This window comes from Shinella sp. GW821-FHT10F02 (genome assembly GCF_058809275.1).
Map to the genome: position 1 here is coordinate 90388 of NZ_JBXASL010000008.1, position 26452 is coordinate 116839.

Genomic DNA, 26452 nt, shown 5'->3' on the forward strand with positions numbered 1-26452 from the left:
CCCCGATCGGGAAAATATTCCTGTCTCGCCGGCGAAGCACCTTGAAGATCGCCGACCGCTCCGCCAGTTATAGGCGCTCCGACCCCGTTCAGGCAAATCATGACCCAGGCCCACCGGACCGCGGCGCCCGCCGACCTCATTCTCGACTGGTACGACCGGCACCACCGCGACCTGCCCTGGCGCGTGAGCCCGCCGATGGCCGCGCGCGGCGTGACGCCGGACCCGTACAGGATCTGGCTTTCCGAGGTCATGCTGCAGCAGACGACGGTGCAGGCGGTCAAATCCTATTTCGCGCTCTTCACCACCCGCTGGCCGACGGTCACCGATCTCGCCGAGGCCGACAACGAGGACGTCATGAAGTCCTGGGCGGGGCTCGGTTATTACGCCCGCGCCCGCAATCTGAAGAAATGCGCCGAGGCCGTCGCCTTCCAGCATGGCGGCGTGTTTCCCGATAGCGAGGACGGGTTGAAGGCGCTGCCCGGCATCGGCGATTATACCGCCGCCGCCATCGCCGCCATCGCCTTCAACCGGCAAAGCGCCGTACTCGACGGCAATGTCGAACGCGTCATCTCGCGCCTGCATGCCATCGAGACGCCGCTTCCCGCGGCAAAACCCGAGATGCGGGCGCTGGTCGCGACGATGACGCCTGAGCATCGGCCGGGCGACTTCGCCCAGGCGATGATGGACCTCGGCGCCACGATCTGCACGCCGCGCCGGCCGGCCTGCGCGCTCTGTCCCGTCAACGCGCATTGTCGCGTGCTCGGCCGCGAGGACCCGGAGCTTTTTCCGCGCAAGGCCGCCAAGAAGGAGAAGCCGGTGCGCGTTGGCGCGGCTTTCATCGCCGAGGACCAGACGGGCGCGGTTTTCCTGCGCAAGCGCATCGACAGCGGCCTGCTCGGCGGCATGACGGAGGTGCCGGGCAGCGCCTGGACCGCCCGCATCGACGGCGAGACCGGCCCTGCCGCCGCCCCCTTCCCGGCCGACTGGCAGGCCTGCGGCACCGTCACCCATGTCTTCACGCATTTCGAGTTGCGCCTCTCCATCTACCGTTCCATGGTATCCGGCGAGGTGCGGACCGGCGAAGGATGGTGGCAGCCGAAGGAGACGCTTGACGGCGAGGCGCTGCCGACCGTCATGAAGAAGGCAATAAAACAAGCGATACCGGACGCTTTCGGGCGAGTAGCGAATAGGGAGTAGTGAAGAGGAACAAGTGCTCGCGAACGTCCTTCTGGCAACTACTCCCTATTCGCTACTCGCCTATACACACGAGGAAAACATGAGCAGCATCGAAATCCGACACATCGTCTTCGACATCGGCCGGGTGCTGATCCATTACGATCCCCATATTCCCTTCACCCGCCTCATTCCAGACGATGCCGAACGCAACTGGTTCTTCGCCAATGTCTGCACGCATGACTGGAACCTGGAGCAGGACCGCGGGCGCGACTGGGCGGAGGCGGAAGCCCTGCTGATCGCCGAACATCCCGAGCGCATCGACGAGATCCGCGCCTTCCGCAAATATTGGCACGAGATGGTCTCGCACGCCTATGTGGAGAGTGTCGCGATCATGGAGGCCCTCATCGCGGAAGACCGCGACGTCACCATGCTCACCAATTTCGCTCCCGATACCTTCAAGGAAGCGCGCAAGCTCTTCCCTTTCCTCGACATGCCGCGCGGCGTGACCGTGTCCGGCGAGATCGGCCTCATCAAGCCGGACCTCGCCATCTACGAGAAGCACACGAAGGATTTCGACCTGTCGCCCGCCCACACGCTGTTCATCGACGACAGCGGGCCGAACGTGGTGGGTGCCCGCGCCGCCGGCTGGCACGCCGTGCAGTTTACCGATCCGGAAAAGCTGAAGAGCGACCTTGCCGCGCACGGCATCCTGCTCTGAACGGTGCTGGAGCCCTCGAAAACCGAAACGCCCGGAGCCTTGCGGCTCCGGGCGTTTTCGCATTTCCGGGACTGAAGGTACTAAAACCGGAAAAGCGATATCCTGCCTGCCTGACCGGTTGATCGGTCTCAGCTTTCCACAACGATTTCCGTTGCTTGGCCTGATGTATTTGCCAAACTACCCTAAGCGCCTGATGGTTAAGATCAACTGAATGCTCGAAGTGGAAAGTTTGGGTTTTTGCGGCGCGCGGCGCCTTCAAAAGCCACAGCCCCCGGTGCAGGGAACACCGGAGGCCGCAGCTGGAGAACCACTTTTTTAGGTTCGGGTATAGTCTATTCGAGGCCGGCCATGCCGCTGCGCACCACGGCGCGTAGCGCATCGATCGGCTTCAGTTCGGCACCGTCGGCATAGTGCCAGAAGGTCCAGCCGTTGCAGGCGTCGAGCCCCTGCACCTTGGCACCGACCCGGTGGATGGAGCCGGCATCGCTGCCCGAGGCGAGCGTGCCGTCGGCGCGTACGATGGCGCTGTGGCGGCGGCGGGCATCCGTCAGCACCGTGCCGGGCGCGATCAGGCCGCTTTCGATCAGCGTGTTGAAGGCGACGCGCGGCTCGGCCTTCTTGCCGCTCATGACGGAAAGCGTGCCGGAACCGAGCGGTTCGACCGCGTCGATGCGTTCGCGGGCGGCGTCGATATAGGCCTGTTCGCGCTCGATGCCGACGAAGTGGCGGCCGAGGCGCTTTGCCACCGCACCCGTCGTGCCGGAGCCGAAGAACGGATCGAGGATCACGTCGCCCGGCTTGGAGGAGGCCATCAGGATGCGGGCGAGCAGCGCTTCCGGCTTCTGGGTCGGGTGCACCTTCTTACCGTCGGCATCCTTCAGCCGTTCACCGCCGTTGCAGATCGGGAACAGCCAGTCGGAGCGCATCTGCACGTCGTCATTGGCGGCCTTCATGGCGTCGTAGTTGAAGGTATAGCCCTTGGCCTTGGCATCGCGCGTCGCCCAGATCATCGTCTCATGCGCATTCTGGAAGCGGCGACCCTTGAAGTTCGGCATCGGGTTGGTCTTGCGCCAGACGATATCGTTGAGGATCCAGAAATTGAGATCCTGCAGGGTCGCGCCGACGCGAAAGATGTTGTGGTAGGAGCCGATGACCCAGATCGTGCCGGCGGGCTTCAGCACGCGGCGGCAGGCAAGCAGCCAGGCGCGGGTGAAGGCATCATAGGCTTCGAAGGAGGCGAACTGGTCCCACTCGTCATCGACTGCATCGACCAGCGACTGGTCCGGCCGATGCAGCGTGCCGCCGAGCTGGAGGTTATACGGCGGATCGGCGAAGATGACGTCGACCGACTGGTCCGGAAGCGCCTCAAGCGCTGCGACGCAGTCCCCCTTGATGATCGTGTCGAGCCACGCACTCCGGCGGGGCGAACGGGAGACGTCTGCAAGCGAAAGAACAGATGGCATTTGATACTCGCTGATACGCTTACTCGGAACTGAACTGTCCCTTATGGTTACCGAAGATGGTTACCAAAGGCTGAAAGGATTGAAGAAAAAGCGAAGCTCGTTTCGCGGCGGGATTGTCGGCGCAATTCAAGCGGCACCGAATAGACCTCCCTTCCCGCACGTCACTAACGCAACATCGCCGAGCTCTGCCGGCGTGGGCGGGCAGGTTTTACTTAAGGGTCGAGGAGGACAAACGTGCGATTGAGAGCCGTCTTCATGCTTCTGGCGGGGCTTCTTGCCGCCACCGAGACGATTGCCGCCGACAAGACGATGATCGTGCTCGATGCCTCCGGCTCGATGTGGGGGCAGATCGGCGGGCGCGCCAAGATCGATATCGCCCGGGAGACGCTCGGCACCGTGTTGAAATCCGTTCCTGTCGGCACCGAGCTCGGTCTGATGGTCTATGGCCACCGCGAGAAGGGCTCGTGCAGCGATATCGAACTCGCCGTGCCGCCGGGCGCAGGCACCGAGGACGCGATCAATGCCTTCGTTGCCGGCCTCAATCCCAAGGGCAAGACGCCGATTTCGCATTCCGTCGAGCAAGCGGCCGACATCCTCAAATATACCGAGGACAAGGCGACGGTCGTGCTGGTGACGGACGGGCTGGAGACCTGCGAGGCGGATCCCTGCGCGCTCGCCTCGGCGCTCGAAAGCAAGGGCGTCGACTTCACCACCCATGTCGTCGGCTTCGGCCTGACGGAGGAGGAAGGCAAGCAGGTCGCATGCCTCGCTGAAAACACCGGCGGCAAATATTTCCAGGCTTCCGATGCCACCCAGCTCGTGGCGGCGCTGACGGAGACGGTGGCGGATGCGCCGATGTCGAAGCCGACGCAGGAGGTGGCGGTCGCCGAGCCGGAACCCGAACCGGTGCCGGCGATCGAGTTCAACACCGAGCTCGACAGCGTGCTTTCGGAGGGCGGGCCGTCGCTCGGCGACAACAACGACGTGTTCTGGACGATCTACAAGGCGGATGCGAATGGCGCGCCGGAAGGCGACTACATCGAAAGCCAGTACAAGGGCAAATATTCCGCCAACTACCCGCCGGGCAAATATGTGGCGGTCGCGACGCTGCAAAGCTCGATCAAGCGGCAGGTGCCCTTCGAGGTGAAGGACGGCGAGGTCGCGAAACCCTTCGTCAATTTCGATGCCGCCTATGTGACGGTCAAGCCGAAGCGGACGCCGCAGGATGCGGAGGCCGATTCGAATGCGGCCGTCGAGATCGCCTTCGGCGACTATTCGACGACCTACTATGGTACCGCAAAATTCTATGCTTCCGCCGGCGAGGTGACGCTCAATGGCGCCATCGGCCCCGCCAAGGTGTCGGAGACCTTCACGGTGAAGGCCGGCGAGACGGTCGAGCGCGACCTCGTCATCGGCTCGGGCATCGTGCTCAACAAGGCCATCTACGCCGAGGGCGGGCCGGAGGTGGATTCGGGCAACATATTCTTCGAAGTGGTCGAGGCGAAGAAAGCCATCGACGGTACGCGCAAGGCCATCGCCAACAGCTACGGCACAGGCACCAAGATCGACGTTCCCCCTGGAGACCATGTGCTGACGGCAAAACTCGGCTCGGCAACGGGCGAAATCCCCTTCACCCTGAAGGCGGGCGAAATGACCGAGGTCACCGTCAACATCAATGCCGGCGTATTGGCCGTCACCGCCCCCGGTGCCTACAGCATCGAAATCGTCAGCGCCAAGAAGGACATCCAGGGCAACCAGAAGTCCATCTCGACCAATTACGGCGCTGAGGTGCAGGACACGCTGCCGCCTGGCGATTACGTCGTGCGGGTGAAATACGAGGGCGATGTGGCGCCGAAGGAGGCCAAGACGACGATCAAGGCGGGCGAGCGTTCGGAAGTGACGGTGGAGTAGGCTAAAACAGACGCCCCACTCTCTTCCGTCATCCTCGGGCTTGACCCGAGGATGACGGAAGAAAAGGTTGAGAGTTCCATAAACGAACTGGAATGGCCTACCATGAGTGGGCCGCCCTCACGTCACGCCGCATGAAACGCCCGGCTGTCCTCCGGCGCCTCGTCCCGGTCGTTCAGGCCATAATCCCGCACCACACTCGCAATGCGCAGCCGGTAGGCGTCGAGCACGCCGTCGCGGCCCATGGCCTGGGCGGCGCGGTGTTCCTCGGTGTTGCGCCAGGCTTTAACCGCCGCCTCGTCGCGCCAGAAAGAGAGCGAGAGCAACCGCGTCGGGTCGGTGAGGCTGCGGAAGCGTTCGATGGAGAGGAAGCCGTCGATGTTGTCGAGCAGCGGGCGCAGGTCCCGTGCGGTATCGAGGTAGAGGTCGATGCGGCCGGGTGCGGGCACGACCTCGAAGATGACGGCGATCATGGCGTCACCCTGGGCGCGTGCGGCAGCGAGACGTTTTTCAGGAAGATGCGGTCCTCCTTCAGAATGAAACGCTCGCTGCGGGAGAAGTCGTAATTTTCCCGGCCGAGCGGATCGGCGGCAAGCCTTGCGCGATAGGCCTCGTAGGCAGCGAGGTTTTCGATGTTGTAGACGCCGTAGGCGGTGGTGGCGGAGCCTTCGTGCGGGCCGAAATAGCCGATCAGGTCTGCGCCGCAGCGCGGGATCGCCTGGCCCCAGTTGCGGGCATAGGTGGCGAAGGCGTCCTTCTTGAAAGGGTCGATCTCGTAGCGAATGAAACAGGTGATCATCGTGATTTCTCCTTGTTTGACGCAATCCCGGACGCAAAACCGCTTACGCACGTTTGCCGGTATTGCTTCTGTTTGCGATGACCCCTTTTCCCACATTGCCGGACGCGAATGCTTCGGCTATCATCGAAGTATGAAAGAAGGACCGGACATTTCCCAGATCGGCGCGCTGATCGGCGACCCCGCCCGCGCCAACATGCTGACCGCGCTGATGGGCGGGCAGGCGCTGACGGCGACCGAGCTTGCGGGCGTCGCCGGCATCACCCTGCAGACCGCCAGCTCACACCTTTCCAAGCTGGAGACCGGCGGGCTGATCGCGCAGCGCAAGCAGGGCCGGCACCGCTATTTCGCGCTTGCCGACGATGCGGTGGGCCTGCTGCTCGAAAACATCATGGGTTTTGCCGCAAACCGCGGCCACATGCGCACCCGGCCCGGCCCGAAGGACCCGGCGCTGCGCAAGGCGCGCGTCTGCTACAACCATCTCGCCGGCGATTTTGGCGTGCGCATGCTCGACCGGCTGGTGGGCGACGGCGATGTGACGCTCGATGGCGACGACGCCGCGCTGACGCCATCGGGCGAGACCCGCATCGCCGCCATCGGCATCGACCTTGCCGCGCTGAAGGCCCAGCGCCGCCCGGTCTGCCGCACCTGTCTCGACTGGAGCGAGCGGCGCTCGCATCTGGCGGGCTCGCTCGGCGAGGCGCTGCTCGCCCGCTTCATCGCCGATGGCTGGGCGAAGCGCGAGAAGGACAGCCGCGCCATCCGCTTCACCGCCGAGGGCGAGCGGCGGTTCATGGCGCTGTTTCCGTGAGGACGGCGCGCGCATAGCTCGTGCGCTTAATCGGCAATTGTCCGAGAGGCCCCTTTCGTGTAGGGAAGCCGCGACTTCATGGGCGCTTGCGCGCCCCTCCTGACCCCCACTTGAAAGACGGCATGTCATGGACGGTTTCGACCTCATCATCTTCGACTGCGACGGCGTTCTGGTCGATTCGGAAATCATCGCGGCGGAAGTGGAATCGCGACTCCTCACCGAGGCGGGCTACCCGATCGGCGTCGAGGAAATGGGCGAGCGTTTTGCCGGCATGACCTGGCACAACATCCTGCTCACCATCGAGCGCGAGGCATCCATCCCGCTCTCCGCCTCGCTGCTCGACAAGTCGGAAAAGCTGCTCGATGAACGGCTTGCCGCGGAGGTGCAGGTCATCGACGGCGTCAAGCTGATGCTGTCGCGCATCCGCAAACCCTATTGCATCTGCTCGAATTCGTCCCTGCACCGCCTCGACATGATGCTCTCGAAGGTCGGCCTCAAGGAGGTCTTTGCGCCGCATATCTACTCGGCCAAGGATCTCGGTCCCGATCGCGTCAAGCCGAAGCCGGACATCTTCCTGCACGGCGCAAAGCAGTTCGACGCCGATCCGGCCAACACGCTGGTGATCGAAGACTCCGTGCACGGCATTGCCGGTGCGCGCGCCGCCGGCATGCGCGTCGTCGGCTTCACCGGCGCCTCGCACACCTACCCCTCCCATGCCGACCGCCTGACGGAAGCCGGCGCCGAGACCGTGATCTCGCGCATGAGCGAACTGCCGGGCGTGATTGCCGCGCTTGCCGAGTGGCAGGAAGCTATTTAAGCGGTTCGACTTTCTGAAAACGAAAAAGGCCGCGGCAGCAATCTTCCGCGGCCTTTTTCGTCGGGTCTGCCGAACCCATTATTTCGTGTTGTACGGGCCTTCGTCGAAGCCGACATAGACCTTCGTGAAGCCGCCCGAACCGCCGGGAATCGCGACTTCGCCCTTGGTGAAGATGAACTGGCCGGCGTCCGTGTTCACCGGATACTGGATGAGTTCGGAATAGAGCGTCGTGCTGCCGTCGCTTGCGGCGACGCGGATCGGCACGTTGACGGTTCCGCCGGAGCTTGCCGGACCGGTGACCACGCGGCCCTGCACCATCACGGTCATCACGAGCTGGCTTTCGTTCAGCACGCAGCGGCGCGTCGTGTCGGCCAGCGTCACCTGGTAGAGCAGGTTCTGCGGATCGTCCTTGGCGCCCTTGGCGTAGCGGCGCAGCACCGCGGTGCCGTCACGCAGGTAGACCTGCGGGCAAGAGCCCTGCACGATGGCGGTCTGCGTCTGCTGCTGGGCGGCGGTCTGCGCGCCGGACGGGTCGCTGTTGACGCCCATGTCGGCGGGCTTGTCGGTCTGGTTGCAACCGGCAACGACGGCGAGAAGGGAGATGCCGAGAAAGCGGCGAATGGTCATTCCAAACACGTTACTGTAACCCCTGCAATCAGGCCCCGCCCCCGGCGTCCAAGCCTTTCGGAACTCTTCTGGCGGGCCTTTTCACGGCCCTAGGCGATGGTCTATAGCAGCGGCGTGGCGAAAAATCGATTGTCGAATGAATCCGCCCGCAGAATTTCGAAAAGCTCGCGCCCGCGGGCAGGAAACAACGGCATTGCCACGATCTGCCGCAAAGAGACCTGCGGTATTCGTGGCCTTTCGTTAGGGTCAAAAAAGCGCTGGTGTGGAGCGAGTGTAGGTTTTTGCGATCGACATCGCTCGACATAACCAACAATTCCAAGGACGTATGACGTGGATTATGTTTCGACGCGGGGCGAGGCCCCTTCCCTCGGTTTCTCCGATGCGCTTCTGGCGGGCCTTGCCCGCGATGGCGGCCTCTATGTGCCGCGCGAATGGCCGACCTTCTCCAAGAAGCAAATCCGGGCGCTGCGCGGAAAATCCTATGAGGAGATCGCCTTCACCGTGCTCTCCCCCTTCGTCGAGGGTGACATTCCGGCCGATAAATTCCGCGCGATGATCGACGAGGCCTACGCGACCTTCCGCCATCCGGCGATTGCGCCGCTGGTCCAGACCGGCCCGAATGCCTTCGTGCTGGAGCTTTTCCACGGCACGACGCTCGCCTTCAAGGACGTGGCGATGCAGCTTCTCGCCCGCCTGATGGACCATGCGCTGGCCGTGCGCGGTGAACGCGCCACCATCGTCGGCGCCACCTCGGGCGATACCGGGGGCGCGGCGATCGACGCCTTTGCCGGCCGCGAGCGCACCGACATCTTCATCCTCTTCCCGGAAGGCAAGGTCTCGCCGGTGCAGCAGCGCCAGATGACCACGTCGAAGGAAAAGAACGTGCACGCGCTCGCCATCAAGGGCAATTTCGACGATTGCCAGAACCTCGTGAAGGCGATGTTCAACGACGTGAAATTCCGCGACCGGGTCAAGCTCTCCGGCGTCAACTCGATCAACTGGGCGCGCATCATGGCCCAGATCGTCTATTATTTCACCAGCGCCGTGGCGCTCGGCGGGCCGGACCGGAAGATCTCCTTCACCGTGCCGACCGGCAATTTCGGCGACATCTTCGCCGGCTATGCCGCCAAGCGCATGGGCCTGCCGATCGACAAGCTGGTGATCGCCACCAACGAGAACGACATCCTCGCCCGCACGCTGAAGACCGGCCGCTACGAGATGAAGGGCGTCAAGGCCACCACCTCGCCGTCCATGGACATCCAGATCTCCTCCAACTTCGAACGCCTGCTGTTCGAGGCCAACGACCGCGATGCCGGCGCCGTGCGCCGCGCGATGGAAAGCCTCAAGCAATCCAATGCCTTCGAGATCGAAGAGGGCGCGCTGAAGACGATCCGCAAGAAGTTCCGCGCCGGCCGCGCGACGGAAAAGCAGGTGGCCCAGACGATCAAGGATACGCTGAAGAAGACCGGCTACCTGCTCGATCCGCATTCGGCGATCGGCGTCTTCGTCGCCGCCAAGCACGAGAAGCCCGGTGCGCCGATGGTTACGCTTGCCACCGCCCACCCGGCCAAATTCCCCGCCGCAGTAAAATCGGCATGCGGTATTGACCCGGCGCTTCCGTCGTGGCTTGCTGACCTCATGCAAAGGGAGGAGCGGTTCGACGTCCTCGATGCGGAGCTCGATGGGTTGGAAGACTTCATCGGGAAACAGACGCGGGTTCGAGGCTAGAAACGCAGAAAGTGCGCATGATGAAAGTTGAGTGCACCCGGCTTCCGTCCGGGTTGACCGTGGTGACCGAAAACATGCCGCATCTCGAGAGCGTCGCTCTCGGCGTGTGGATCAAGTCGGGGTCGCGCAACGAAACCACGGACGAGCACGGCATCGCCCATCTCCTCGAACACATGGCCTTCAAGGGCACGGAGCGCCGCTCCGCCCGCCAGATCGCCGAGGAAATCGAAAATGTCGGCGGCGAGGTCAACGCCGCGACATCGACGGAAACCACCTCCTACTACGCCCGTGTGCTGAAGGACCATGTCCCGCTCGCGGTCGACATCCTCGCCGACATCCTGACGGAATCCATCTTCGACGAGGAAGAGCTGCGCCGCGAAAAACACGTCATCCTGCAGGAAATCGGCGCGGCCAACGACACGCCCGACGACGTGGTCTTCGACAAGTTCTCCGAGGTCGCCTATCGCGACCAGATCATCGGCCGCGCCATTCTCGGCACGCCGGACTCGGTGCTCTCCTTCTCGCCCGGCGAGATCCGCCACTATCTAGACCGCAACTACACGACGGACCGCATGTTCGTCGTCGCGGCCGGTGCGGTCAACCACGAGGAATTCGTGCGCCAGGTCGAGGATCGTTTCTCGACGCTTCCGACCGCCCCGAAAATCTCGCCGGTCTTCGAGCCGGCCCGCTACACCGGCGGCGATATTCGCGAGACGCGCGACCTGATGGATGCGCAGGTGCTGCTCGGCTTCGAGGGCAAGGCCTATCACGCGCGCGACTTCTACTGTTCGCAGATCCTCGCCAACATCCTCGGCGGCGGCATGTCCTCGCGCCTTTTCCAGGAAGTGCGCGAGCATCGCGGCCTGTGTTATTCGATCTACGCCTTCCACTGGGGCTTTTCCGATACCGGCATCTTCGGCATCCATGCCGCGACCGGCGGCGAGAACCTGCCCGAGCTGATGCCCGTCATCTTCGACGAACTGCGCAAGTCGTCTGAAAACATCGAGCAGCAGGAAATCGAGCGCGCCCGCGCCCAGATCCGCGCTCAGCTCCTGATGGGCCAGGAAAGCCCCGCCGCCCGCGCCGGCCAGATCGCCCGCCAGATGATGCTCTACGGCCGTCCGATCCCCAACGAGGAACTGATGGAACGCCTGCAAGGCATCACCATCGAACGCCTCACCGACCTCGCCGGCCGCCTGTTCTTCGACACCGTCCCGACAATCTCGGCGATCGGCCCGCTGGAGCACCTCGTCTCGGCCGGAGATATCTCGCGCTCGCTGGCGCGTGGAACGGTGCCGGAGCGCGCGGCGAGCTGAGGGGTACTGCTCCTCCGCCTTCCGGTAACATTCGCGCTCAAATGGCTGCCGATTCAACGCGGCAGAGTTTTTTCTTGCGCCCTGAACAGTCACAAGCCGCGGCGGACTTCGGTTTCCCAACCGTCGTACTCGCCCCCGAAGATGACGGCCTTGGCGTCAAGAACCTCCGTCTCGTTGTCGATATCAATCGGAACTTGCACCTTGGAAAACACGACGCTCCAAAGCTTTGGCTGATAATCTTCATTGCCTTCGCGATTAATTTCATACCCGCGCGCCAACAGAAATTCGCGATACTGCTGTCGTGCTACGGGTGTCCCGAAATATGCGAAATGACGAATCGGTCTTGCTGTCAGGCAATCATCGCCTTCCTCGCGCAATGCCTGACGCGCTTGTTCATTTTTTGCGAAATCGCTGGCCAAAGCCACTGCTCCAGTCGCAAATATTGCTGAAAGCACACAGAGCGCTCGCCCAAATGAAATTCCTTTTCGAAGCATCCGATCCTCTTTTGTAACGGCAACGACAGGAACAAGCTGCCAAAGAACAAGGGACTGCGCAATTGGCGCGGTCCTGCCAAGGCGGGTGTTCAGGCCGAAGCAGACCAAGTCCGCGTCATGGTGTGACGATGTTGGCTTTACCTGATCTGGATGTGAATATGGTCGTCGTGGCGGGCGGCGCGGCATCCCTGAAAGCGGATCGTGTCGTGGCTTAGGCCAAGCGCACTCTTGATATGCGGCTCCAGGAAGATTTTATCCAGGCCGAACCTTTGGACACCTTCCGTGGAAAGCCAACGAAGGGCGAAGGCAGTGCGCCGCTCTTCGATTCCGTAGGCAGGAAAGAACGGCTGCAACCACGCGAAATTCCACCGCGTGGTGATCACGTCGTTCCTTCCTTTGCAAGGTTGTTCGTCACCCGCTGCCGGTTCCTCGAAGGCAAAATAGCCGATCGGGGACCGCGTTGTGCCATTGAGGAAGTCGCCGTCCGCAGCCCTGTAATAGAACGCGAGATCGAGCTTCTTGCCATCGGCATGAGAAAGATGCGGCAGCAGCGGGAAACCATCCCAAAAGGGAAAGTTGCCATCCAGTGCGACCGTGGCAGTGCCGGGGAATTCGCGGTCCATATCTTCCGCAAGCGCCGTCACGAGATCACGCATCGGCGGCGTCACGTAGTTGCGGTTCAGCAGGCAATAGATCGGCGACTTGACGAAGACACTCCCCCTCTCACCCGGAATGCAGGATAGAGGAACCCGCCCGAATATCGGCGCAACAAAATTCGCTGTAACGGCCATGGCGGCGTAGAAAAGGATGAACAGCCCGAACGTTGCCGCGAGATGCCGCTTGCCCAGAACATGGGTTGCGAGCAAAGCCAGAAGATAGGCGACGCAACCGAGCTGCGTGAGGATTGTCAGCGCGACGAAGATGAGAAACTGGCAAGAACGACGTAATAAAAGCATCTGATCTAAATATCGATTTCAATTTTTGCAGGATGTCGAAAGATACCTCACCTGGTTGCCGATGCAACGACGGCTATTGGTGCGCCCCTGCCAAGGCGGTATTCGGCCCAAAGCGGACTAAGCGCTGCTTGGGCCTTCCCTCAATCTAACGATATTATGTTATTAAGAGCCGCTCGAACTCCTTCATAGACATCGCCACCGATCAGATCGAGTGCGACTTGTATTGGAACCCAAGCGACGTCGACGTTTTCTTGCTCATCTAAGTTCGCGGGCACCGAAGCGACTTCAACAGCTGTGCAAAAATAGTAATGGCAGTCTTTGCCAGTGACAGGATGAATGCGCGACCCTATCGGTTGATGAACGACTACGGGTACTCCAGTCTCTGTCGCTACTTCAGAAAATATCGCATATCGGTCGTCTTCATAAGGAAATATCTTGGCAGAAGGGAACATCCAGCTCAGATTTTCTCCCGGTGCTCTCTTAACCAAAAGCACACTACGTGTTTTTTTATCTACAACTATACCAACTCCGACTCGGTACTTCGAAGTCTCAGACTGCGGGATCGGCAGGATTTCGCGTTCGTTCTTCCTCCGGAGTGCAAACACGTCTTCCGGGCCATAACTCTTCGCCAGCGCCACCGAACCCAAAGGATCACAAGCATAAATAGTTGACTCATAAGCCTGAATTTGTATCGCAACCGCTTTAGTAACCCAAACCTGATTTGGCTTTGTAATTGGTTCGAGCCGGGCCGCGCGGATGACATTCGGGCCGATAACAGTATCTCTGCCCGTGAATGGGTCTTTCAATGCTGAGTTTTCACCCTGATGTATGGAAGAACGAATCTGCAGGTGCGGTAGCTCGGCATCCATCCAGTCGTTATTAATAAAGAAATCACGCAACTCAAGAGCTATATTGCAAATGGACCTTAATGAATTTGACGCAATAACGATGCCATCTCCCCACGTATTCTTGTAAGAAGTCTCGTTATGCTCGATTCTGCGGCTCGCAATTGGCAAAACTTCGTTGTTTAGGCGAATAATCTGCTTATCGGTAAGATGCGAATAACCTTTGATGTCAGCGAAGAACACGTAATTTATTTGTTTTGACATAGAATTACCCGAGCATTGATGAGACTACGCACTGTATTGCATTCGCTGCGCTACCTGAAGTGGGCATCTCAAAATGACCGCTTCTGGCGCAAGCCACCCACCCACCCCCTTCCCACCAACACCATTTGACGCCGTCCCGCCCGCTGTCATACTCTCACCCGATGGCGTGCCTCAGGGCTGGCGTGCGCGGAGGTTTGAATGACAAGGTCGGTATTTCGGTTTCTGTCCCGGCAGTCCGAGACCCTCGAGCTTGCCAGCGATCGCCACCTGCTTCGCCTGCCCCGTTTCCAGGATTACCGGCAATGGTATCAGCTGCGCTCCGAGAGCCGGCGCTTTCTCGAACCGTGGGAGCCGACCTGGCGGGGGGACGAGCTGACGGAGAGTTCGTTTCGGGCGCGCGTCATTAGAAATGAACAGGAATTTTCATCGGGCCAGGCCGTGCCGCTTTTGATGTTCGAGCGGGAGGAAAAGGTGCTGCTGGGCGGGCTGACCATTGGCTATATCAGGCGTGGGGCGGCGCAATGCTGCATGATCGGCTACTGGATGGGCGAGCGCCATGCCGGCCACGGCCACATGTTCGGTGCCCTGAAACTGGCCATACCCTATATCTTTTCGAGCCTTCAGTTGCACCGTATCGAGGCAGCCTGTATTCCAGACAATACAAGAAGCATCCGTCTCCTTGAAAAGGCCGGCTTTCAACAGGAAGGCTACCTTCGGGAGTATCTGAAGATAAACGGGGAGTGGCGCGACCATGTGATGTACTCGCTTCTGGCGGCCGACAGGCGGTCTTGAGCGGCACCCGGGCGCGACAGGACTGGGCCGTACCTAAGGACAATGCAGTTTCAATGATGCCTCCATCCGTGCAGCAAACGCTGCGTGCCAGCCGGTTGCTTGCCCTCGTTCTCCTCGCCGTGACGATGCTCGTCGGCGCGCTGGGCCTGCCCGCCCATGCCGTCGAGCCCGTCAAGATCTCCCGTGACGACACCGCGCTCGACCTGACCGCCACCACCGAAATCTATACCGGCCGCGGCGAGGCCTTCCAGGTTTCCACGGCACCGGGCACGGACGGCATCGTGCGCCGCATCGAGGTGCGCGCCACCTCTGAGGATCACCAGGGCGACTGGGCCGTCTTCGCGCTCGCCAATGTCTCTGAAGAGCAGATCGACCGCGTCATCGTCGCTCCGCATTTCCGCCTCGTGCAATCCAAACTGTTCTGGCCGGACCTTGGCGCCAAACGCATCATCTCGATCACGCCGAGCGAAGGGTTTGCGCTCGACCGGCAGCCGAGCGAGGAGGCGGATGTCTTCCGCATCACGCTCAACCCCGGCTCGGTCGTTACCTTCGTCGCGGAGCTTGCGACGCCCGACCTGCCGCAGATCTACCTCTGGGAACCGGACGCCTACAAGGACACGGTCAACGCCTTCACGCTCTATCGCGGCATCGTGCTCGGCATTGCGGGCCTGCTCGCGGTGTTCCTCACCATCCTCTTCGTGGTGAAGGGCACCTCCATGCTGCCGGCGACGGCGGCGCTCGCCTGGGCGGTGCTCGGCTATATCTGCGTCGATTTCGGCTTCCTGTCGAAGCTCATCAGCATAACGGCCGGCGACGAGCGAATATGGCGCGCGGGCACGGAAGTCTTCCTGGCCGCCGGCCTCGTGGTGTTCCTGTTCACTTACCTGAACCTCAACCGCTGGCACGCGCATCTCTCCTACGCGACGCTCGCCTGGATCCTCGGCCTCGGTCTGCTGTTCGGCGTGGCGATCTATGATCCGCCGATCGCGTCCGGCATCGCCCGCCTGTCCTTCGCGCTCACCGGTTCCGTCGGCATCGTGCTCATCGCCTATCTCGGCTTCAACCGTTATGACCGGGCGATCCTGCTGGTGCCCGCCTGGGCGCTGATCCTCGTCTGGCTGTTTGGCGCCTGGCTCACGGTGACGGGGCAGCTCAACAACGATATCATCCAGCCGGCGCTTGGCGGCGGCCTCGTGCTGATCGTGCTCCTCATTGGCTTCACCGTGATGCAGCACGCCTTTGCCGGCGGCGCCTATAGCCAGGGCCTGTTTTCCGATCTCGAACGCCAGTCGCTGGCGTTGACCGGCTCCGGTGACACGGTCTGGGACTGGGACGTGGCGCGCGACCGCGTCGTCACCATTCCCGACATCTCCATCCAGCTCGGCCTTGCGCCTGGCGTCATGCATGGCCCGGCGCGCAACTGGCTGCCGCGCCTGCATCCGGATGATCGCGACCGTTTCCGCGCGACGCTAGATGTGCTGCTGGAACACCGCAAGGGCCGGCTCAACCATCAGTTCCGCGTGCGCGCCGAGGATGGCCATTACCATTGGCTGTCGATCCGCGCCCGGCCGGTGCTCGGCGCCAACGGCGAGATCATCCGCTGCGTCGGCACGATCATCGACATCACCGAACAGCGCAACTCCGTCGACCGCCTGCTCCAGGACGCGCTGCACGACAACCTCACGGGCCTGCCGAACCGCCAGGTCTTCCTCGATCGCCTGCAATCGGTCCTCGCCCTGACCGCCAGCTCGGAAAACGTCCGCCCGACCGTGCTGACCATCGACATCGACCGCTACAAGCAGGTCAACGATGCGCTCGGCATCGCGGCCGGCGACAACATCCTCATCGCGCTGACCCGCCGCCTGCGACGCCTGCTGAAACCGCAGGACACGCTGGCACGGCTGGCCGGCGACCAGTTCGGCCTGATCCTGATGTCGGAGCGCGACCCTGCCAAGGTGGCGGATTTCGCCGATGCCGTCAGCAAGGCCATCATGGTGCCGATCAATTTCGGCGGCCGCGAGATTATCCTGACCGCCTCGATAGGCCTCGTCTCCTGGGTCGACCAGCAGGAGGATGCGGCGGGCCTGCTCAACGACGCGGAACTTGCCATGTACCGGGCGAAGAAGGCCGGCGGCAACCGCGTCGAGCCGTTCCGCCCCGCCTTCCGCACCTTCGGCGCCGATCGTCTCCAGATCGAGACGGACCTGCGCCGCGCCATCGAGCGCAAGGAACTGTCGCTCGTCTACCAGCCGATCGTCCGGCTCTCGGATGCCGAGATTGCCGGCTTCGAGGCGCTGATGCGCTGGGACCACCCCAAGCGCGGCAACATCTCGCCGACAGAGTTCATCCCGATCGCGGAAGCCTCCGACCTCATCAACCAGCTCGGCCTTTTCGCCTTCGACAAGGCGGCGAGCGACCTGATGGACTGGCAGCTCCAGACCGGCGAGTTGCCGATCTTCGTCTCCGTCAACCTCTCCAGCGCCCAGCTCCTCAATAACGAGCTCTACAACGACGTGCGCGCGGCACTCGCGAAGACGCGCTGCGAGCCGCACAAGCTGAAGCTGGAACTCACCGAATCCGTCGTGATGGAGAACCCGGAACAGGCCCGCCTCATCCTCAACAAGCTCAAGGATGTCGGCCTCGGCCTCGCGCTCGACGATTTCGGCACGGGCCACTCCTCGCTTTCCTACCTCACCCGCTTCCCCTTCGACACGATCAAGCTCGACAAGGCGCTGGTGCGCGACGCCTCCGACAAGCGCCCCGTGCTGCTGCGCTCCGTCATCTCGATGGCCCGGGAACTGGAAATGCAGGTCGTCGCCGAAGGCATCGAATCCGAGGAGGACGCGATCGAACTCGGCAACATGGGCTGCGAATTCGGCCAGAGCTACCTCTTCGGCCCGCCGATCGGCTACGACTCGGTGCAGCGGCTACTCAAGGAACGGTTTCCGCTGATGAAGCGGGCGTGAGCGAATAAGGGTTTATCGCCTATTCACTCCTCCGCACCAGCCGGTTGATGAAATCGAGTTTTTCCACGACCGGCGGGGGCAGGACGAAGGGGTAGCTGTCGGGCTGGCCCATGGAGCGCTGGATGGCGTTGAGCGCCACGCTGAGGGGGATCCAGGATTCGACGAGGCGGCCGGCGTTTGGCGCGCGGTAGGGGTCGAAGGTGACTTCGGCTTCCAGTTCCTCGTGGCCCTTCGGATCGGTGTTGAGGCCGAAGGCGCGGGCGGTTTCCAGCGTATCGACAATGTGGAAGAAGTGCGCCCAGCATTCCGCGAAGTCTTCGGCCGGATGGCTGCTCGCATAGGTGCTGATGAAATAATTCTGCCAGTCGGCGGGCGGGCCCTGCTCGTAGTTGCGCTGGAGGGCGGCGGCATAGTCCTGCCGTTCATCGCCGAAGAGGCGCCTCGCCTCCTCCTGGGTCGCATCGTCGCGCACGAGCTGCGACCAGTAGAAATGGCCGATCTCGTGGCGAAAATGGCCGAGCAGCGAGCGGTAGGGTTCGCCCATGGAGACGCGTACGCTCTCGCGCACCTCGTCGTCGGCCTCGGCCGCGCGCAGGCTGATGAGGCCCGCTTCATGGCCGGTCATGGCGGCATTGACGACATTGCCGCCGGCATCGACCTCGTCGGCCAGGAAATCGAAGACCAGACCGCTGCTCGGATCTTCCTCGCGGGTCGGGTGCGGCAGCCGCCAGCGCAGGATCGAATAGAAGAGATGATGCTGCGCAAGCCCGATACGGCGCCAGCGTTCCAGCCCGTGCGGATCGGTCGTCGGCACGATGCGATTGTGCCGGCAGGCCTCGCAGAAGGCATGCGGGCTATCGGCCGGCAGCAGCCAGTTGCAGACGTCATGCACGGCATTTTCGCAGAAGCGATAGACGCCTTCGTTCGGCGCGATCTTCCAGAAACCCTCGCCTTCCGGCACCAGCGCATGCAGCGTCACATCCTGCGCCAGGAAGCCGAGCGAGGAGCCGCACCGCACGCAGACGCGGTTGTCGAAATGGATGGTCTGGCCGCAGGTCTGGCAGGTGAAGAGTTTCATGAGGTCCCCGGTATGGCATCGTAGAGAATACCCGCATCGGCCGAAGTCGATACGGGTATGCTTCAATCGCTATCGCTTGATGACACGGTCCGTGCCACCTGGCGTTCATCAGAGGCGGTCGACCGCGCCCTTGACGGCATCCTTGGCCTTGCCGACTGCCTTCTGGGTTTTGCCCTTGGCTTCCTGGCCGGCGCCTTCTGCCCGCAGCTTGGGGCTGTTCACTGCCTTGCCGGCGGCCTGCTTGGCCTTGCCTGCAACTTCGTTTGCCGTGCCCTTGATCTTGTCGCTCGTGCTACCCACCGTCGTACTCCTGTTGTTCGAGGCGTGCTCTTTCACGCGGCGAAACAACGGCGCAAAGCCGCACAAGTTCCAAAGAGATGTCTGAAATAAGCGGAAACGTCAGGCGTGGCCGGCTTCGGCCGAAAGCATGGCGGGCGAGATGCCCATCAGGCCGAGCGCGCGCTCGTATTTGCTGTCGAGATTGGTGTCGAAGATCAGCTCTTCCTGCGCCGGGCAGGACAGCCAGCCATTGGCGCCGATCTCGTTTTCGATCTGCCCCGCGCCCCAGCCGGCATAGCCGAGCATCATCAGGCCCTTCTGCGGGCCGCGGCCGCGGGAAATGGCGCGCACGATATCGAGCGTCGCCGTCAGGCAGATGTCGTCGCTGACCGGGATCGAGGATTCCGACATGTAATCATCCGAATGCAGCACGAAGCCGCGGCCGCTTTCTACCGGCCCGCCGCAGCGGATTGGGAAATCGAGCGTGGAGCCCGGCAGGCGGATCACCTCGTCCTCGCCCAGCAGATCGAGATGCAGCAGCACGTCGGAGAAGCTCAGCTGCTGCGGCCTGTTGATGACGAAGCCCATCGCGCCGTCATCGGAATGGGCGCAGATATAGACCACGGTGCGGGAGAAATTGGAGTCGGCCATGCCCGGCATGGCGATCAGGAACTGACCGTCAAGGAAGCCGCGTTCTCGTCTGTTTTTCAGAACCGACATAGCCATAATGCGGACAGCCTACCAATTCACCGCCAAATGAAAAGCGTTCTTTTTTGCTGGCGCGGCATGCCAGCCTTGCAGGAAAGTTATGGTAGGAAAGCGCGCGATCAAGCTTTTATGATTGTCCCGCACGGTTTTGTTGCTGGAAAGCCGGTGCCCCCGGCGCTAGATATCGTTTCATGAAACGCCTGCAAACCGCTGCCATCGCGCTCATTTTTCTGCATTCGCCCGCCGCCGCCGCGACCTCGCAATGGGTCGAGACGCCCGGTGGCGACGTGCGCCTTGTTGCCCTTCCGGCCGGCGCCGACGGCGTGGTGCGCGCCATGATCGATATCCGCCTGCATGACGGCTGGAAAACCTATTGGCGTGATCCGGGCGGCAGCGGCATCCCGCCGTCGATCGCCATCAGCGGGGCCGAACTGAAATCGGTCGGCTTCCCCGCGCCAAAACGGCTCGGCGACCAGGAGAACCACTATATCGGCTACGACAAGCCGGTGCGCTTTCCGCTGAAGCTCGACAAGGCAGCCGGCGGGGCGATCACCGCGACGGTGTTTCTCGGCGTGTGCAAGGATATCTGTATTCCCGTGCAGGCGGAGCTGACGTTGGATTCGATCGGCGAGAGCTTTGCCAATCCGCTGGAAGAGACGGCGATCGCCGATGCGGAAGCGACGCTGCCGGGCGGATCGGGCGACGGGTTCAAGCCGCTTTCCGGGCGTTTCGCGGCAGACGACAAGAGCCTGACGGTGCGCTTCGAGGCGCCGGCCGATGGCCAGTTGCCCGACGTCTTCCTCTCCGGTTCCTCGACCTTCGAATTCGGTGCGGCCGGCCCCGTCCGCCGCGATGGGAACGTCTTCGTCGCGGAGGTGCCGGTGCTGCACAAGCCCAAGGTCTACGATCTTGCAAAAGATCCGATCCGCCTGACGGTGCGCTCCGGCGAGAAGACGATGGAAAGCCCGCTTGCCATCGAGTGACCGTCGCCTATAGTCCCGTCACCCACATGAAGCCTACTATACAGACAGGGAGAGACCCGTGACCATTGCCGTTGGAGACAAGCTGCCCGACCTCAAGCTCAAGGAGCGCACGCCGGACGGTCCTGCCGAAATCTCGACCGAGGACCTGTTCAAAGGCAAGCGCGTCGTGCTCTTCGCCGTGCCCGGCGCCTTCACGCCGACCTGCTCGCTGAACCACCTGCCGGGCTATCTCGAAAACCGTGACGCGATCCTCGCCAAGGGCGTGGACGACATTGCCGTCGTCGCCGTCAACGACCATCACGTCATGGGCGCCTGGGCGAACTCCACCGGCGGCGCTGGCAAGCTGCGCTTCCTCGCCGATTGGGACGCCGGCTTCACCAAGGCGCTCGGCATGGAGGTCGATCTTTCCGCCGGCACGCTCGGCGTGCGTTCCAAGCGCTACTCCATGCTCGTCGAGGACGGCGTGGTGAAGAGCCTCAATGTCGAGGAAAGCCCCGGCCAGGCAACCGTTTCCGGTGCCGCCGCGATGATCGAGCAGCTCTGAATAGAGCCGGTCGCCGGACCGTCATCCTTTCAACGAGCCCAGAATGCCCGGGCAGCACCCGGGCATTTCCATGAGGGCTTGCGGAAGGGACCGTCGGATGCAGGAAAATACGTGGCGAAAGGGCAGCACGGCAGGGGTGCCTGCGGGCATTGCCATCCGGCTTGACGGCGCAATTCTGGCGCTGCGTGCGGGCAGCCTCGATGCTGGCACGCTCGATACGCTTCTCGCCGACCTCGACCCCATTTCGCCGGAAGCGTCGCAGCAGGTCGCACGCCTGTGCACGGCATCCTTCCGCTATGGCCTCCCCTCGGACCCGGCCCCGACGCTGCTGACCCGCCTGCTCGCGCTGCGCAAGAGCGCCCCGGACGCGCCGCGCCAGACCGTTTCGCCGGGAGGGGCGGCCTGGCTTCGCCTGTGCCATCCGGACGGTTTCGTGCGCGAGACCGCGCTTCAGGCGCTGGACGATGCACCCCGCACGGCCTTTCGCCTCGCTTTGCTCCTGCTGCGGGTCAACGACTGGGTGCCGGAGGTTGCCGCCGCCGGGCGCGCGGCCTTCGAGCGCCTGGCGCCCGCCATCCCGCTGTCAGCGGCCCAACGCATCGCGCCGATGATCGCCAATCATTATGTGAAGCGGCGCGGCAGGGTCGATCTCGCAGCGCCGGTCATCGCGCTGCTGACGCGCGACGAGACCTGGCCCGCGCTGCTCTGCTGGCTGACGACATCGACGGACGAGGCCGTAGCACCCGTCATGCGGCTCCTGCTGCTGTCGGATCGCCTCGACGCCGCCCTTCCAAGGCTGCTGACGGCCCGGCACTATCTGGTGCGGGCGCTTGCCGCGCGCACGCTGATGTCCGGCCAAGCCGAGGTCGTGGTCGGCAGGACGCAGAAGATCGAAGCCGGCTATTCCGGCCGCCACGCATCCTCTGTGCCGAAGCTCGTCACCCGGCCGATCGGGATTGCACCCGATGTCGAGCGCACGTTGCGGCAGGTGGCGCAAGACAGGGCCACCGCGGTGCGCAAGATCGCGGCCGACGGGCTGATCGCCCACCGGGACCGGCTCGACAATCTGGATGGCCTGCTGGCGCTTTTCGACAAGGAGCCGAACGCGGCCATCCGCGAACGCGTCGATTTCATTCGCCGACGGCGCGCTTGCCTTTGAAGGGCGCCATGCCCTGGCGGGCAAGCTCGTCGGCGCGTTCGTTTTCAGGGTGGCCGGCATGGCCCTTCACCCAGTGCCACTCGACCTTGTGGCGCAGCCGCGCCTCATCGAGCGCCTGCCAGAGATCGCCGTTCTTCACCGGCTTCTTGTCGGCGGTCTTCCAGCCGTTTTTCTTCCAGCCGAAAATCCACTTGGAAATACCGTCCATGACGTATTTCGAGTCGGTATAGAGATCGACCTCGCAGGGGGATTTCAGGGCGGACAGCGCGCTCATCGCCGCCGTCAGCTCCATGCGGTTGTTGGTCGTGTCGGCCTCGCCGCCGGACATTTCCTTCTCGACCTCGCCGTAGCGCAGCACCGCGCCCCAGCCGCCGGGGCCGGGATTGCCCGAGCAGGCGCCGTCCGTGAAGATATCGACATGTTTCATCGCAAAAGTCCGTATTCCGCAGGGTTCTGGACCTGACGATGGAAGCGCAGCTTGCGCAGATATTCGAGCGGGTCCTTCTTGACGACCAGCGCGCCCGGCGGCGTCATCAGCCAGTCGTAGAGCCGCGTCAGGAAGAAGCGCAGGGCCGAGCCGCGCGCGAGCAGCGGCAGGGCGGCCGCCTCCTCGGGCGAGAGCGGGCGCACGCTTTCATAGCCGTCGAGCAGCGCCATGCCCTTGGTGAGGTTGAAGGAACCGTCCTTCTCGAAGCACCAGGCATTGAGGCAGATCGAGACGTCGTAGGCCAGGAGGTCGTTGCAGGCGAAGTAGAAGTCGATCAGGCCCGACAGGTCCTCGCCGATGAAGAAGACGTTGTCGGGGAAAAGATCGGCGTGGATGACGCCGGCCGGCAGGTCCTTCGGCCAGTTCTTTTCAAGGAAGGCGAGTTCGCCGCCGATCTCGTCCTGCAGGCCCGTCTCCACCTCGTCGGCGCGCTCGGCGGACTTGTCCCACAGCGGCCGCCAGCCGCCGACGGAGAGCGCGTTCTCGCGGGTGATCTCGAAACCCTCGCCGGCAAGGTGCATTTCGGCGAGCGCCCGGCCCACTTCGCGGCAATGTTTCGCCGAGGGCTTCCGCAGCCACATGCCTTCGAGGAAGGAGATCATGGCGGCCGGGCGGCCGGAAAGCTCGCCAAGCTGCGCGCCGTCGTTCCTCGGCAGCGGCAGCGGGCAGGACAGGCCCCGCTCCGCCAGATGGTGCATCAGGCCAAGGAAGAACGGCAAGTCATTGCGGTCGACGCGCTTCTCGTAGAGCGTCAGGATGAAGGCGCCCTTGGTGGTGTGCAGCAGGAAATTGGAATTCTCCACGCCCTCGGCGATGCCCTTGTAGGACAGCAGCGTGCCCGCGTCATAGGCGGTCAGGAAGCGGGAAAGATCGTCTTCGGTGATATCGGTATAGACGGCCACGGGCGGGTCTCAGGCTTGCGGGGATAGGAATGATTGGGGGTGCGCCGCCCGGAAGGCCCTACTCGCCATTGACGAAGGCCATGTCGGCGGGGGTGAGTTCGATGGCGCGCAGTTCGCGGTTGACGAGGAAGTGTTCGTTTTCCTCGACCGTGTCGGCAAGCTCCACCACCGCATTGTAGCGCGCGCGGAAGGCCTCGATGATCTCGTTGACGATGACTTCGGGCGCGGAGGCGCCAGCCGACAGGCCGACGGTGCGGATGTCGCCGATCGTCTCCCAGTCGATCTCGGAGGCGCGCTGCACGAGCACGGACCTGGTGGCCCCTGCCCTCAGCGCCACTTCGACGAGGCGCTTGGAGTTGGACGAGTTCGGCGCGCCGACGATGAGGAAGAGGTCGCAGCCGGGGGCGGCCTGCTTGACGGCCTCCTGCCGGTTGGTGGTGGCGTAGCAGATCGAATCGGCGGCGGGTGCCGTGAGGTTCGGGAAACGCTCGTGCAGGCGCTTGATGACGCCGGCGGTGTCGTCGACGGACAGCGTGGTCTGCGTGACGTAGCCGAGGTTTTCCTCGTCCGGCGGCATGTAGGTCTCGGCATCCTCGACGGTCTCGACCAGCGAGACGGAGCCTTCGGGCAGTTGCCCCATCGTGCCGATGACTTCCGGGTGGCCGGCATGGCCGATCAGCACGACATGACGGCCGAGGCGCTGGTGACGCATCGCCTGCTTGTGCACTTTGGACACCAGCGGGCATGTGGCGTCGAGATAGAACAGGTTGCGCGCCTGCGCATCCTCTGGAACCGACTTCGGCACGCCATGCGCGGAAAAGACGACCGGCTGCTGGCGGTGTTCTTCGGGGATCTCGTGCAGTTCCTCGACGAAGATTGCGCCCTTGGCCTCCAGGCCTTCCACGACATAGCGGTTGTGCACGATCTCGTGGCGCACATAGACCGGCGCACCGTAGGCCTTCAGCGCCAGCACGACGATCTGGATCGCGCGATCCACGCCGGCGCAGAAGCCGCGCGGGCCGCACAGTCTGATGGTCAAGTCCGATCGGGTATCAATCATGCTCATCGGTTATCCGGCAATCAGGACGGCAACAAGGGCGACGGCCGCCGGAAGCGCCTGAATGACGAAAATCTTCCGCGAGGCCGTTGCGCCCCCATATAGGCCGGCGACCAGCACCGCGCCAAGAAAAAACAATTTGATCTGCCAGGCGAAGGCCGGATCGGGATGCAGCAACGCCCAGAACAGGCCGGCGGCGAGAAAGCCGTTATAGAGGCCCTGATTGGCGGCGAGCACTTTCGTCGCCTCTGCCTGGGCGGGCGTCATGCCGAAGGCCTTGAGGCCGCGCGGCGTCGTCCAAAGGAACATTTCGAGGATGAGGATATAGACATGTTCGATGGCCACGATCGCCACGAGGATGGTTGCAAGCGCCTGCATGTCCTCTTTCTCCCCTTTCCGGTTCCGGGGTGCGCCCCTGCTTCCTTCTATGCCATTTCAAGGCGCCGGGCGATCGCCCTTGCGGCGGAAGACGGCGTAGAGCGCGACGCCGACGAGGGCCGCGGCGAGGCCATACCAGGTGACGGCATATTGCAGGTGGTTGTTCGGCAGGTCGAACTGGGTGACCGCGCCGATGGGCAGGCCCTTCGGGTTCAGCGCATCGCCGGCATCGACGAAGAAGGGCACCAGCTTGTCGGCCGGGATGGCGACGCTCGATGCCATCACGTCGAGGTCCTTCCAGTAGAAGATGTTCTTCGCGACGTCGTTGTCCGGCACGATGGAGGAGGGTTTTTCGGCAAGCCGCGCGCGGGCGAGGCCGATGACGGTCTGCTCGCCGGTCAGCTGGCCCTGCTTGCGCATTTCCGGCTCCTTCGCCTCGAAGGGCACGAAGCCGCGATTGACGAAGAGGAAGCGGCCGTCGGCAAGCTGGAGCGGCGTGTAGACGTAATAGCCTGTCTGGCCGCGCCAGGTGGCGAAGAAGTGGCGCTCGCGGTTGTTGGCGAAGATGCCGGTGACGGTGACAGGGCGGTATTCGATGTCGTCGCCCTTCGCCGCCATCGCCTCGATATCGGCAAGCGGTGCCGGGGCCGCGATGCGGCGCTCGGCCATGTCGGCGAGGAGCTGCTCCTTCCAGGCCAGGCGCTGCATTTGCCAGGTGCCGAGCGACAGCAGGATGGCGAGTGCTACGAGGAAGGCGATGCCGGTGAGGACCGCCTTGCCCTTGCCCGGCATGCGGCTTGCCGGCACCTCAGCCACGGTCGATCTCGCCCGGGCGCGCATTGTTGCGGTATTGCAGGGTGATCAGCAGGCCCTTCAGGATGCGCGTCAGCCAGAGGCCGAGGCCGATGGCGAGCGGGATCCACAGGATGAAATGCAGCCAGAGCGGCAGGGCATAGTTCACCTCCGCCCACAGCGCGATGCCGACGACGATGAAGCCGACGATGAGCAGCACGAAGACCACCGGACCATCGCCCGAATCGGCGAAGGAATAGTCGAGGCCGCAATTCGTGCAGGCCGGCCGCACCTTCAGCAGGCCATTGAACAGCCTGCCCTGGCCGCAGCGCGGGCAACAGCCGCGCACGCCGGCGCTGAAGGGGTCGACGGGCGGAAAGAGCGCCTTGTCCTCGTCCATGATGCGGA

28 protein-coding genes are annotated in these 26452 nt (G+C 63.1%); 12 read left to right on the forward strand and 16 right to left on the reverse strand.

The window, feature by feature from the left end; all coding sequences use genetic code 11:
- Window positions 1–99: 99 nt before the first annotated feature.
- Window positions 100–1197 (forward strand): A/G-specific adenine glycosylase, encoded by a 1098-nt coding sequence (mutY, locus tag AC1RWL_RS23860; protein WP_493095688.1) that lies wholly within the window; start codon window positions 100–102, stop codon window positions 1195–1197.
- A 79-nt stretch (window positions 1198–1276) separates the two neighbouring features.
- A complete protein-coding gene (locus AC1RWL_RS23865; protein ID WP_493095689.1) occupies window positions 1277–1894 on the forward strand; it encodes an HAD family hydrolase in 618 nt (205 codons plus the stop codon).
- Window positions 1895–2226: 332 nt separating this feature from the next.
- On the opposite strand, the gene AC1RWL_RS23870 is transcribed toward AC1RWL_RS23865, so the two are convergent.
- Complete coding sequence (locus AC1RWL_RS23870) at window positions 2227–3357, reverse strand: site-specific DNA-methyltransferase (protein ID WP_256118643.1); 1131 nt, start codon at window positions 3355–3357, stop codon at window positions 2227–2229.
- 234 nt (window positions 3358–3591) lie between these two features.
- Here AC1RWL_RS23870 and AC1RWL_RS23875 point away from each other — a divergent pair, with 234 nt between their 5' ends.
- On the forward strand, window positions 3592–5268 hold the full coding sequence (locus tag AC1RWL_RS23875) for a vWA domain-containing protein (protein ID WP_493095690.1): 1677 nt from the start codon (window positions 3592–3594) through the stop codon (window positions 5266–5268).
- Between the two features lie 122 nt (window positions 5269–5390).
- Here AC1RWL_RS23875 and AC1RWL_RS23880 read toward each other — a convergent pair whose 3' ends face one another.
- Both AC1RWL_RS23880 and AC1RWL_RS23885 read right to left on the reverse strand, forming a co-directional pair.
- A complete protein-coding gene (locus AC1RWL_RS23880; protein ID WP_493095691.1) occupies window positions 5391–5738 on the reverse strand; it encodes an antibiotic biosynthesis monooxygenase family protein in 348 nt (115 codons plus the stop codon).
- Entirely contained in the window at window positions 5735–6064 is a 330-nt protein-coding gene (locus AC1RWL_RS23885) for an NIPSNAP family protein (protein WP_493095692.1), read from the reverse strand. The genes AC1RWL_RS23880 and AC1RWL_RS23885 overlap by 4 nt, the downstream gene beginning before the upstream one ends.
- Window positions 6065–6194: 130 nt before the next feature.
- On the opposite strand from AC1RWL_RS23885, the gene AC1RWL_RS23890 reads away from it, so the two are divergent.
- Window positions 6195–6872 carry an ArsR/SmtB family transcription factor gene (locus AC1RWL_RS23890; protein ID WP_493095693.1) on the forward strand — a complete coding sequence of 226 codons (678 nt, stop codon included), beginning with the start codon at window positions 6195–6197 and terminating at the stop codon, window positions 6870–6872.
- Window positions 6873–6999: 127 nt separating this feature from the next.
- Entirely contained in the window at window positions 7000–7689 is a 690-nt protein-coding gene (locus AC1RWL_RS23895) for an HAD family hydrolase (protein ID WP_256118636.1), read from the forward strand.
- Between the two features lie 78 nt (window positions 7690–7767).
- Here the strand turns inward: AC1RWL_RS23895 and AC1RWL_RS23900 are convergent, their stop codons facing one another.
- On the reverse strand, window positions 7768–8325 hold the full coding sequence (locus AC1RWL_RS23900) for a hypothetical protein (protein WP_439655510.1): 558 nt from the start codon (window positions 8323–8325) through the stop codon (window positions 7768–7770).
- A 321-nt stretch (window positions 8326–8646) separates the two neighbouring features.
- Here AC1RWL_RS23900 and thrC point away from each other — a divergent pair, with 321 nt between their 5' ends.
- Both thrC and AC1RWL_RS23910 read left to right on the forward strand, forming a co-directional pair.
- Window positions 8647–10044 carry a threonine synthase gene (thrC, locus tag AC1RWL_RS23905; protein ID WP_439626661.1) on the forward strand — a complete coding sequence of 466 codons (1398 nt, stop codon included), beginning with the start codon at window positions 8647–8649 and terminating at the stop codon, window positions 10042–10044.
- A gap of 17 nt (window positions 10045–10061) precedes the next feature.
- Window positions 10062–11360: a M16 family metallopeptidase gene (locus AC1RWL_RS23910; protein WP_493095694.1), complete on the forward strand. Its 1299-nt coding sequence runs from the start codon at window positions 10062–10064 to the stop codon at window positions 11358–11360.
- Between the two features lie 89 nt (window positions 11361–11449).
- Here AC1RWL_RS23910 and AC1RWL_RS23915 read toward each other — a convergent pair whose 3' ends face one another.
- The 3 genes from AC1RWL_RS23915 to AC1RWL_RS23925 form a co-directional block, all read right to left on the reverse strand.
- On the reverse strand, window positions 11450–11962 hold the full coding sequence (locus AC1RWL_RS23915; RefSeq protein ID WP_493095695.1) for a ribonuclease E inhibitor RraB: 513 nt from the start codon (window positions 11960–11962) through the stop codon (window positions 11450–11452).
- Window positions 11963–11991: 29 nt separating this feature from the next.
- The gene (locus AC1RWL_RS23920) at window positions 11992–12810 is read right to left on the reverse strand and encodes a hypothetical protein (RefSeq protein WP_493095696.1); all 819 of its coding nucleotides are present in this window, start codon (window positions 12808–12810) and stop codon (window positions 11992–11994) included.
- A gap of 140 nt (window positions 12811–12950) precedes the next feature.
- A complete protein-coding gene (locus tag AC1RWL_RS23925; RefSeq protein WP_493158499.1) occupies window positions 12951–13898 on the reverse strand; it encodes an NUDIX domain-containing protein in 948 nt (315 codons plus the stop codon).
- A 219-nt stretch (window positions 13899–14117) separates the two neighbouring features.
- Here AC1RWL_RS23925 and AC1RWL_RS23930 point away from each other — a divergent pair, with 219 nt between their 5' ends.
- Complete coding sequence (locus tag AC1RWL_RS23930) at window positions 14118–14711, forward strand: GNAT family N-acetyltransferase (RefSeq protein ID WP_256118630.1); 594 nt, start codon at window positions 14118–14120, stop codon at window positions 14709–14711.
- Window positions 14712–14764: 53 nt separating this feature from the next.
- On the forward strand, window positions 14765–17677 hold the full coding sequence (locus AC1RWL_RS23935) for an EAL domain-containing protein (protein ID WP_439616629.1): 2913 nt from the start codon (window positions 14765–14767) through the stop codon (window positions 17675–17677).
- 19 nt (window positions 17678–17696) lie between these two features.
- Here the strand turns inward: AC1RWL_RS23935 and AC1RWL_RS23940 are convergent, their stop codons facing one another.
- From AC1RWL_RS23940 to AC1RWL_RS23950, 3 genes are all read right to left on the reverse strand, one after another.
- Complete coding sequence (locus tag AC1RWL_RS23940; RefSeq protein ID WP_493095698.1) at window positions 17697–18755, reverse strand: zinc-binding metallopeptidase family protein; 1059 nt, start codon at window positions 18753–18755, stop codon at window positions 17697–17699.
- Window positions 18756–18863: 108 nt separating this feature from the next.
- Window positions 18864–19055 carry a CsbD family protein gene (locus tag AC1RWL_RS23945; RefSeq protein ID WP_256118628.1) on the reverse strand — a complete coding sequence of 64 codons (192 nt, stop codon included), beginning with the start codon at window positions 19053–19055 and terminating at the stop codon, window positions 18864–18866.
- A 99-nt stretch (window positions 19056–19154) separates the two neighbouring features.
- Window positions 19155–19760 (reverse strand): YqgE/AlgH family protein, encoded by a 606-nt coding sequence (locus AC1RWL_RS23950; protein WP_256118627.1) that lies wholly within the window; start codon window positions 19758–19760, stop codon window positions 19155–19157.
- Window positions 19761–19933: 173 nt separating this feature from the next.
- Between AC1RWL_RS23950 and AC1RWL_RS23955 the strand changes: the two genes are divergently transcribed.
- From AC1RWL_RS23955 to AC1RWL_RS23965, 3 genes are all read left to right on the forward strand, one after another.
- Window positions 19934–20725 (forward strand): protein-disulfide reductase DsbD domain-containing protein, encoded by a 792-nt coding sequence (locus AC1RWL_RS23955; RefSeq protein WP_493095699.1) that lies wholly within the window; start codon window positions 19934–19936, stop codon window positions 20723–20725.
- A 58-nt stretch (window positions 20726–20783) separates the two neighbouring features.
- Entirely contained in the window at window positions 20784–21269 is a 486-nt protein-coding gene (locus AC1RWL_RS23960; RefSeq protein ID WP_256118625.1) for a peroxiredoxin, read from the forward strand.
- A 97-nt stretch (window positions 21270–21366) separates the two neighbouring features.
- Complete coding sequence (locus AC1RWL_RS23965; protein WP_493095700.1) at window positions 21367–22428, forward strand: hypothetical protein; 1062 nt, start codon at window positions 21367–21369, stop codon at window positions 22426–22428.
- Here the strand turns inward: AC1RWL_RS23965 and rnhA are convergent.
- From rnhA to AC1RWL_RS23995, 6 genes are read right to left on the reverse strand one after another with little or no spacing between them, the layout of a single operon-like run.
- A complete protein-coding gene (gene rnhA / locus AC1RWL_RS23970) occupies window positions 22400–22855 on the reverse strand; it encodes a ribonuclease HI (RefSeq protein ID WP_256118623.1) in 456 nt (151 codons plus the stop codon). The two genes, AC1RWL_RS23965 and rnhA, sit on opposite strands and share 29 nt — an antisense overlap.
- Window positions 22852–23817, reverse strand: coding sequence for a homoserine kinase (locus AC1RWL_RS23975; RefSeq protein WP_493095701.1), 966 nt, complete (start codon window positions 23815–23817; stop codon window positions 22852–22854). Before AC1RWL_RS23975 ends, rnhA begins: the two co-directional genes overlap by 4 nt.
- Window positions 23818–23875: 58 nt before the next feature.
- Complete coding sequence (gene ispH / locus AC1RWL_RS23980; RefSeq protein ID WP_493095702.1) at window positions 23876–24883, reverse strand: 4-hydroxy-3-methylbut-2-enyl diphosphate reductase; 1008 nt, start codon at window positions 24881–24883, stop codon at window positions 23876–23878.
- A gap of 3 nt (window positions 24884–24886) precedes the next feature.
- Entirely contained in the window at window positions 24887–25252 is a 366-nt protein-coding gene (locus AC1RWL_RS23985) for a DUF1304 domain-containing protein (RefSeq protein ID WP_493095703.1), read from the reverse strand.
- 57 nt (window positions 25253–25309) lie between these two features.
- Window positions 25310–26044 (reverse strand): SURF1 family protein, encoded by a 735-nt coding sequence (locus tag AC1RWL_RS23990; RefSeq protein ID WP_493095909.1) that lies wholly within the window; start codon window positions 26042–26044, stop codon window positions 25310–25312.
- A 16-nt stretch (window positions 26045–26060) separates the two neighbouring features.
- Window positions 26061–26444 (reverse strand): DUF983 domain-containing protein, encoded by a 384-nt coding sequence (locus AC1RWL_RS23995; RefSeq protein WP_256118619.1) that lies wholly within the window; start codon window positions 26442–26444, stop codon window positions 26061–26063.
- Between the last annotated feature and the right edge of the window lie 8 nt (window positions 26445–26452).

Bases quoted from the DNA above. Each gene is read 5' to 3' on its own strand.
- AC1RWL_RS23870 (WP_256118643.1), bottom strand. From the start codon at position 3,357: ATGCCATCTGTTCTTTCGCTTGCAGACGTCTCCCGTTCGCCCCGCCGG.
- AC1RWL_RS23890 (WP_493095693.1), top strand. From the start codon at position 6,195: ATGAAAGAAGGACCGGACATTTCCCAGATCGGCGCGCTGATCGGCGAC.
- AC1RWL_RS23895 (WP_256118636.1), top strand. From the start codon at position 7,000: ATGGACGGTTTCGACCTCATCATCTTCGACTGCGACGGCGTTCTGGTC.
- rnhA (WP_256118623.1), bottom strand. From the start codon at position 22,855: ATGAAACATGTCGATATCTTCACGGACGGCGCCTGCTCGGGCAATCCC.
- AC1RWL_RS23935 (WP_439616629.1), top strand. From the start codon at position 14,765: ATGATGCCTCCATCCGTGCAGCAAACGCTGCGTGCCAGCCGGTTGCTT.
- mutY (WP_493095688.1), top strand. From the start codon at position 100: ATGACCCAGGCCCACCGGACCGCGGCGCCCGCCGACCTCATTCTCGAC.
- AC1RWL_RS23990 (WP_493095909.1), bottom strand. From the start codon at position 26,044: ATGCCGGGCAAGGGCAAGGCGGTCCTCACCGGCATCGCCTTCCTCGTA.
- AC1RWL_RS23940 (WP_493095698.1), bottom strand. From the start codon at position 18,755: ATGAAACTCTTCACCTGCCAGACCTGCGGCCAGACCATCCATTTCGAC.
- AC1RWL_RS23910 (WP_493095694.1), top strand. From the start codon at position 10,062: ATGATGAAAGTTGAGTGCACCCGGCTTCCGTCCGGGTTGACCGTGGTG.
- AC1RWL_RS23865 (WP_493095689.1), top strand. From the start codon at position 1,277: ATGAGCAGCATCGAAATCCGACACATCGTCTTCGACATCGGCCGGGTG.
- AC1RWL_RS23950 (WP_256118627.1), bottom strand. From the start codon at position 19,760: ATGGCTATGTCGGTTCTGAAAAACAGACGAGAACGCGGCTTCCTTGAC.
- AC1RWL_RS23985 (WP_493095703.1), bottom strand. From the start codon at position 25,252: ATGCAGGCGCTTGCAACCATCCTCGTGGCGATCGTGGCCATCGAACAT.
- AC1RWL_RS23995 (WP_256118619.1), bottom strand. From the start codon at position 26,444: ATGGACGAGGACAAGGCGCTCTTTCCGCCCGTCGACCCCTTCAGCGCC.
- AC1RWL_RS23920 (WP_493095696.1), bottom strand. From the start codon at position 12,810: ATGCTTTTATTACGTCGTTCTTGCCAGTTTCTCATCTTCGTCGCGCTG.
- AC1RWL_RS23885 (WP_493095692.1), bottom strand. From the start codon at position 6,064: ATGATCACCTGTTTCATTCGCTACGAGATCGACCCTTTCAAGAAGGAC.
- AC1RWL_RS23965 (WP_493095700.1), top strand. From the start codon at position 21,367: ATGCAGGAAAATACGTGGCGAAAGGGCAGCACGGCAGGGGTGCCTGCG.
- ispH (WP_493095702.1), bottom strand. From the start codon at position 24,883: ATGAGCATGATTGATACCCGATCGGACTTGACCATCAGACTGTGCGGC.
- AC1RWL_RS23880 (WP_493095691.1), bottom strand. From the start codon at position 5,738: ATGATCGCCGTCATCTTCGAGGTCGTGCCCGCACCCGGCCGCATCGAC.
- AC1RWL_RS23955 (WP_493095699.1), top strand. From the start codon at position 19,934: ATGAAACGCCTGCAAACCGCTGCCATCGCGCTCATTTTTCTGCATTCG.
- AC1RWL_RS23930 (WP_256118630.1), top strand. From the start codon at position 14,118: ATGACAAGGTCGGTATTTCGGTTTCTGTCCCGGCAGTCCGAGACCCTC.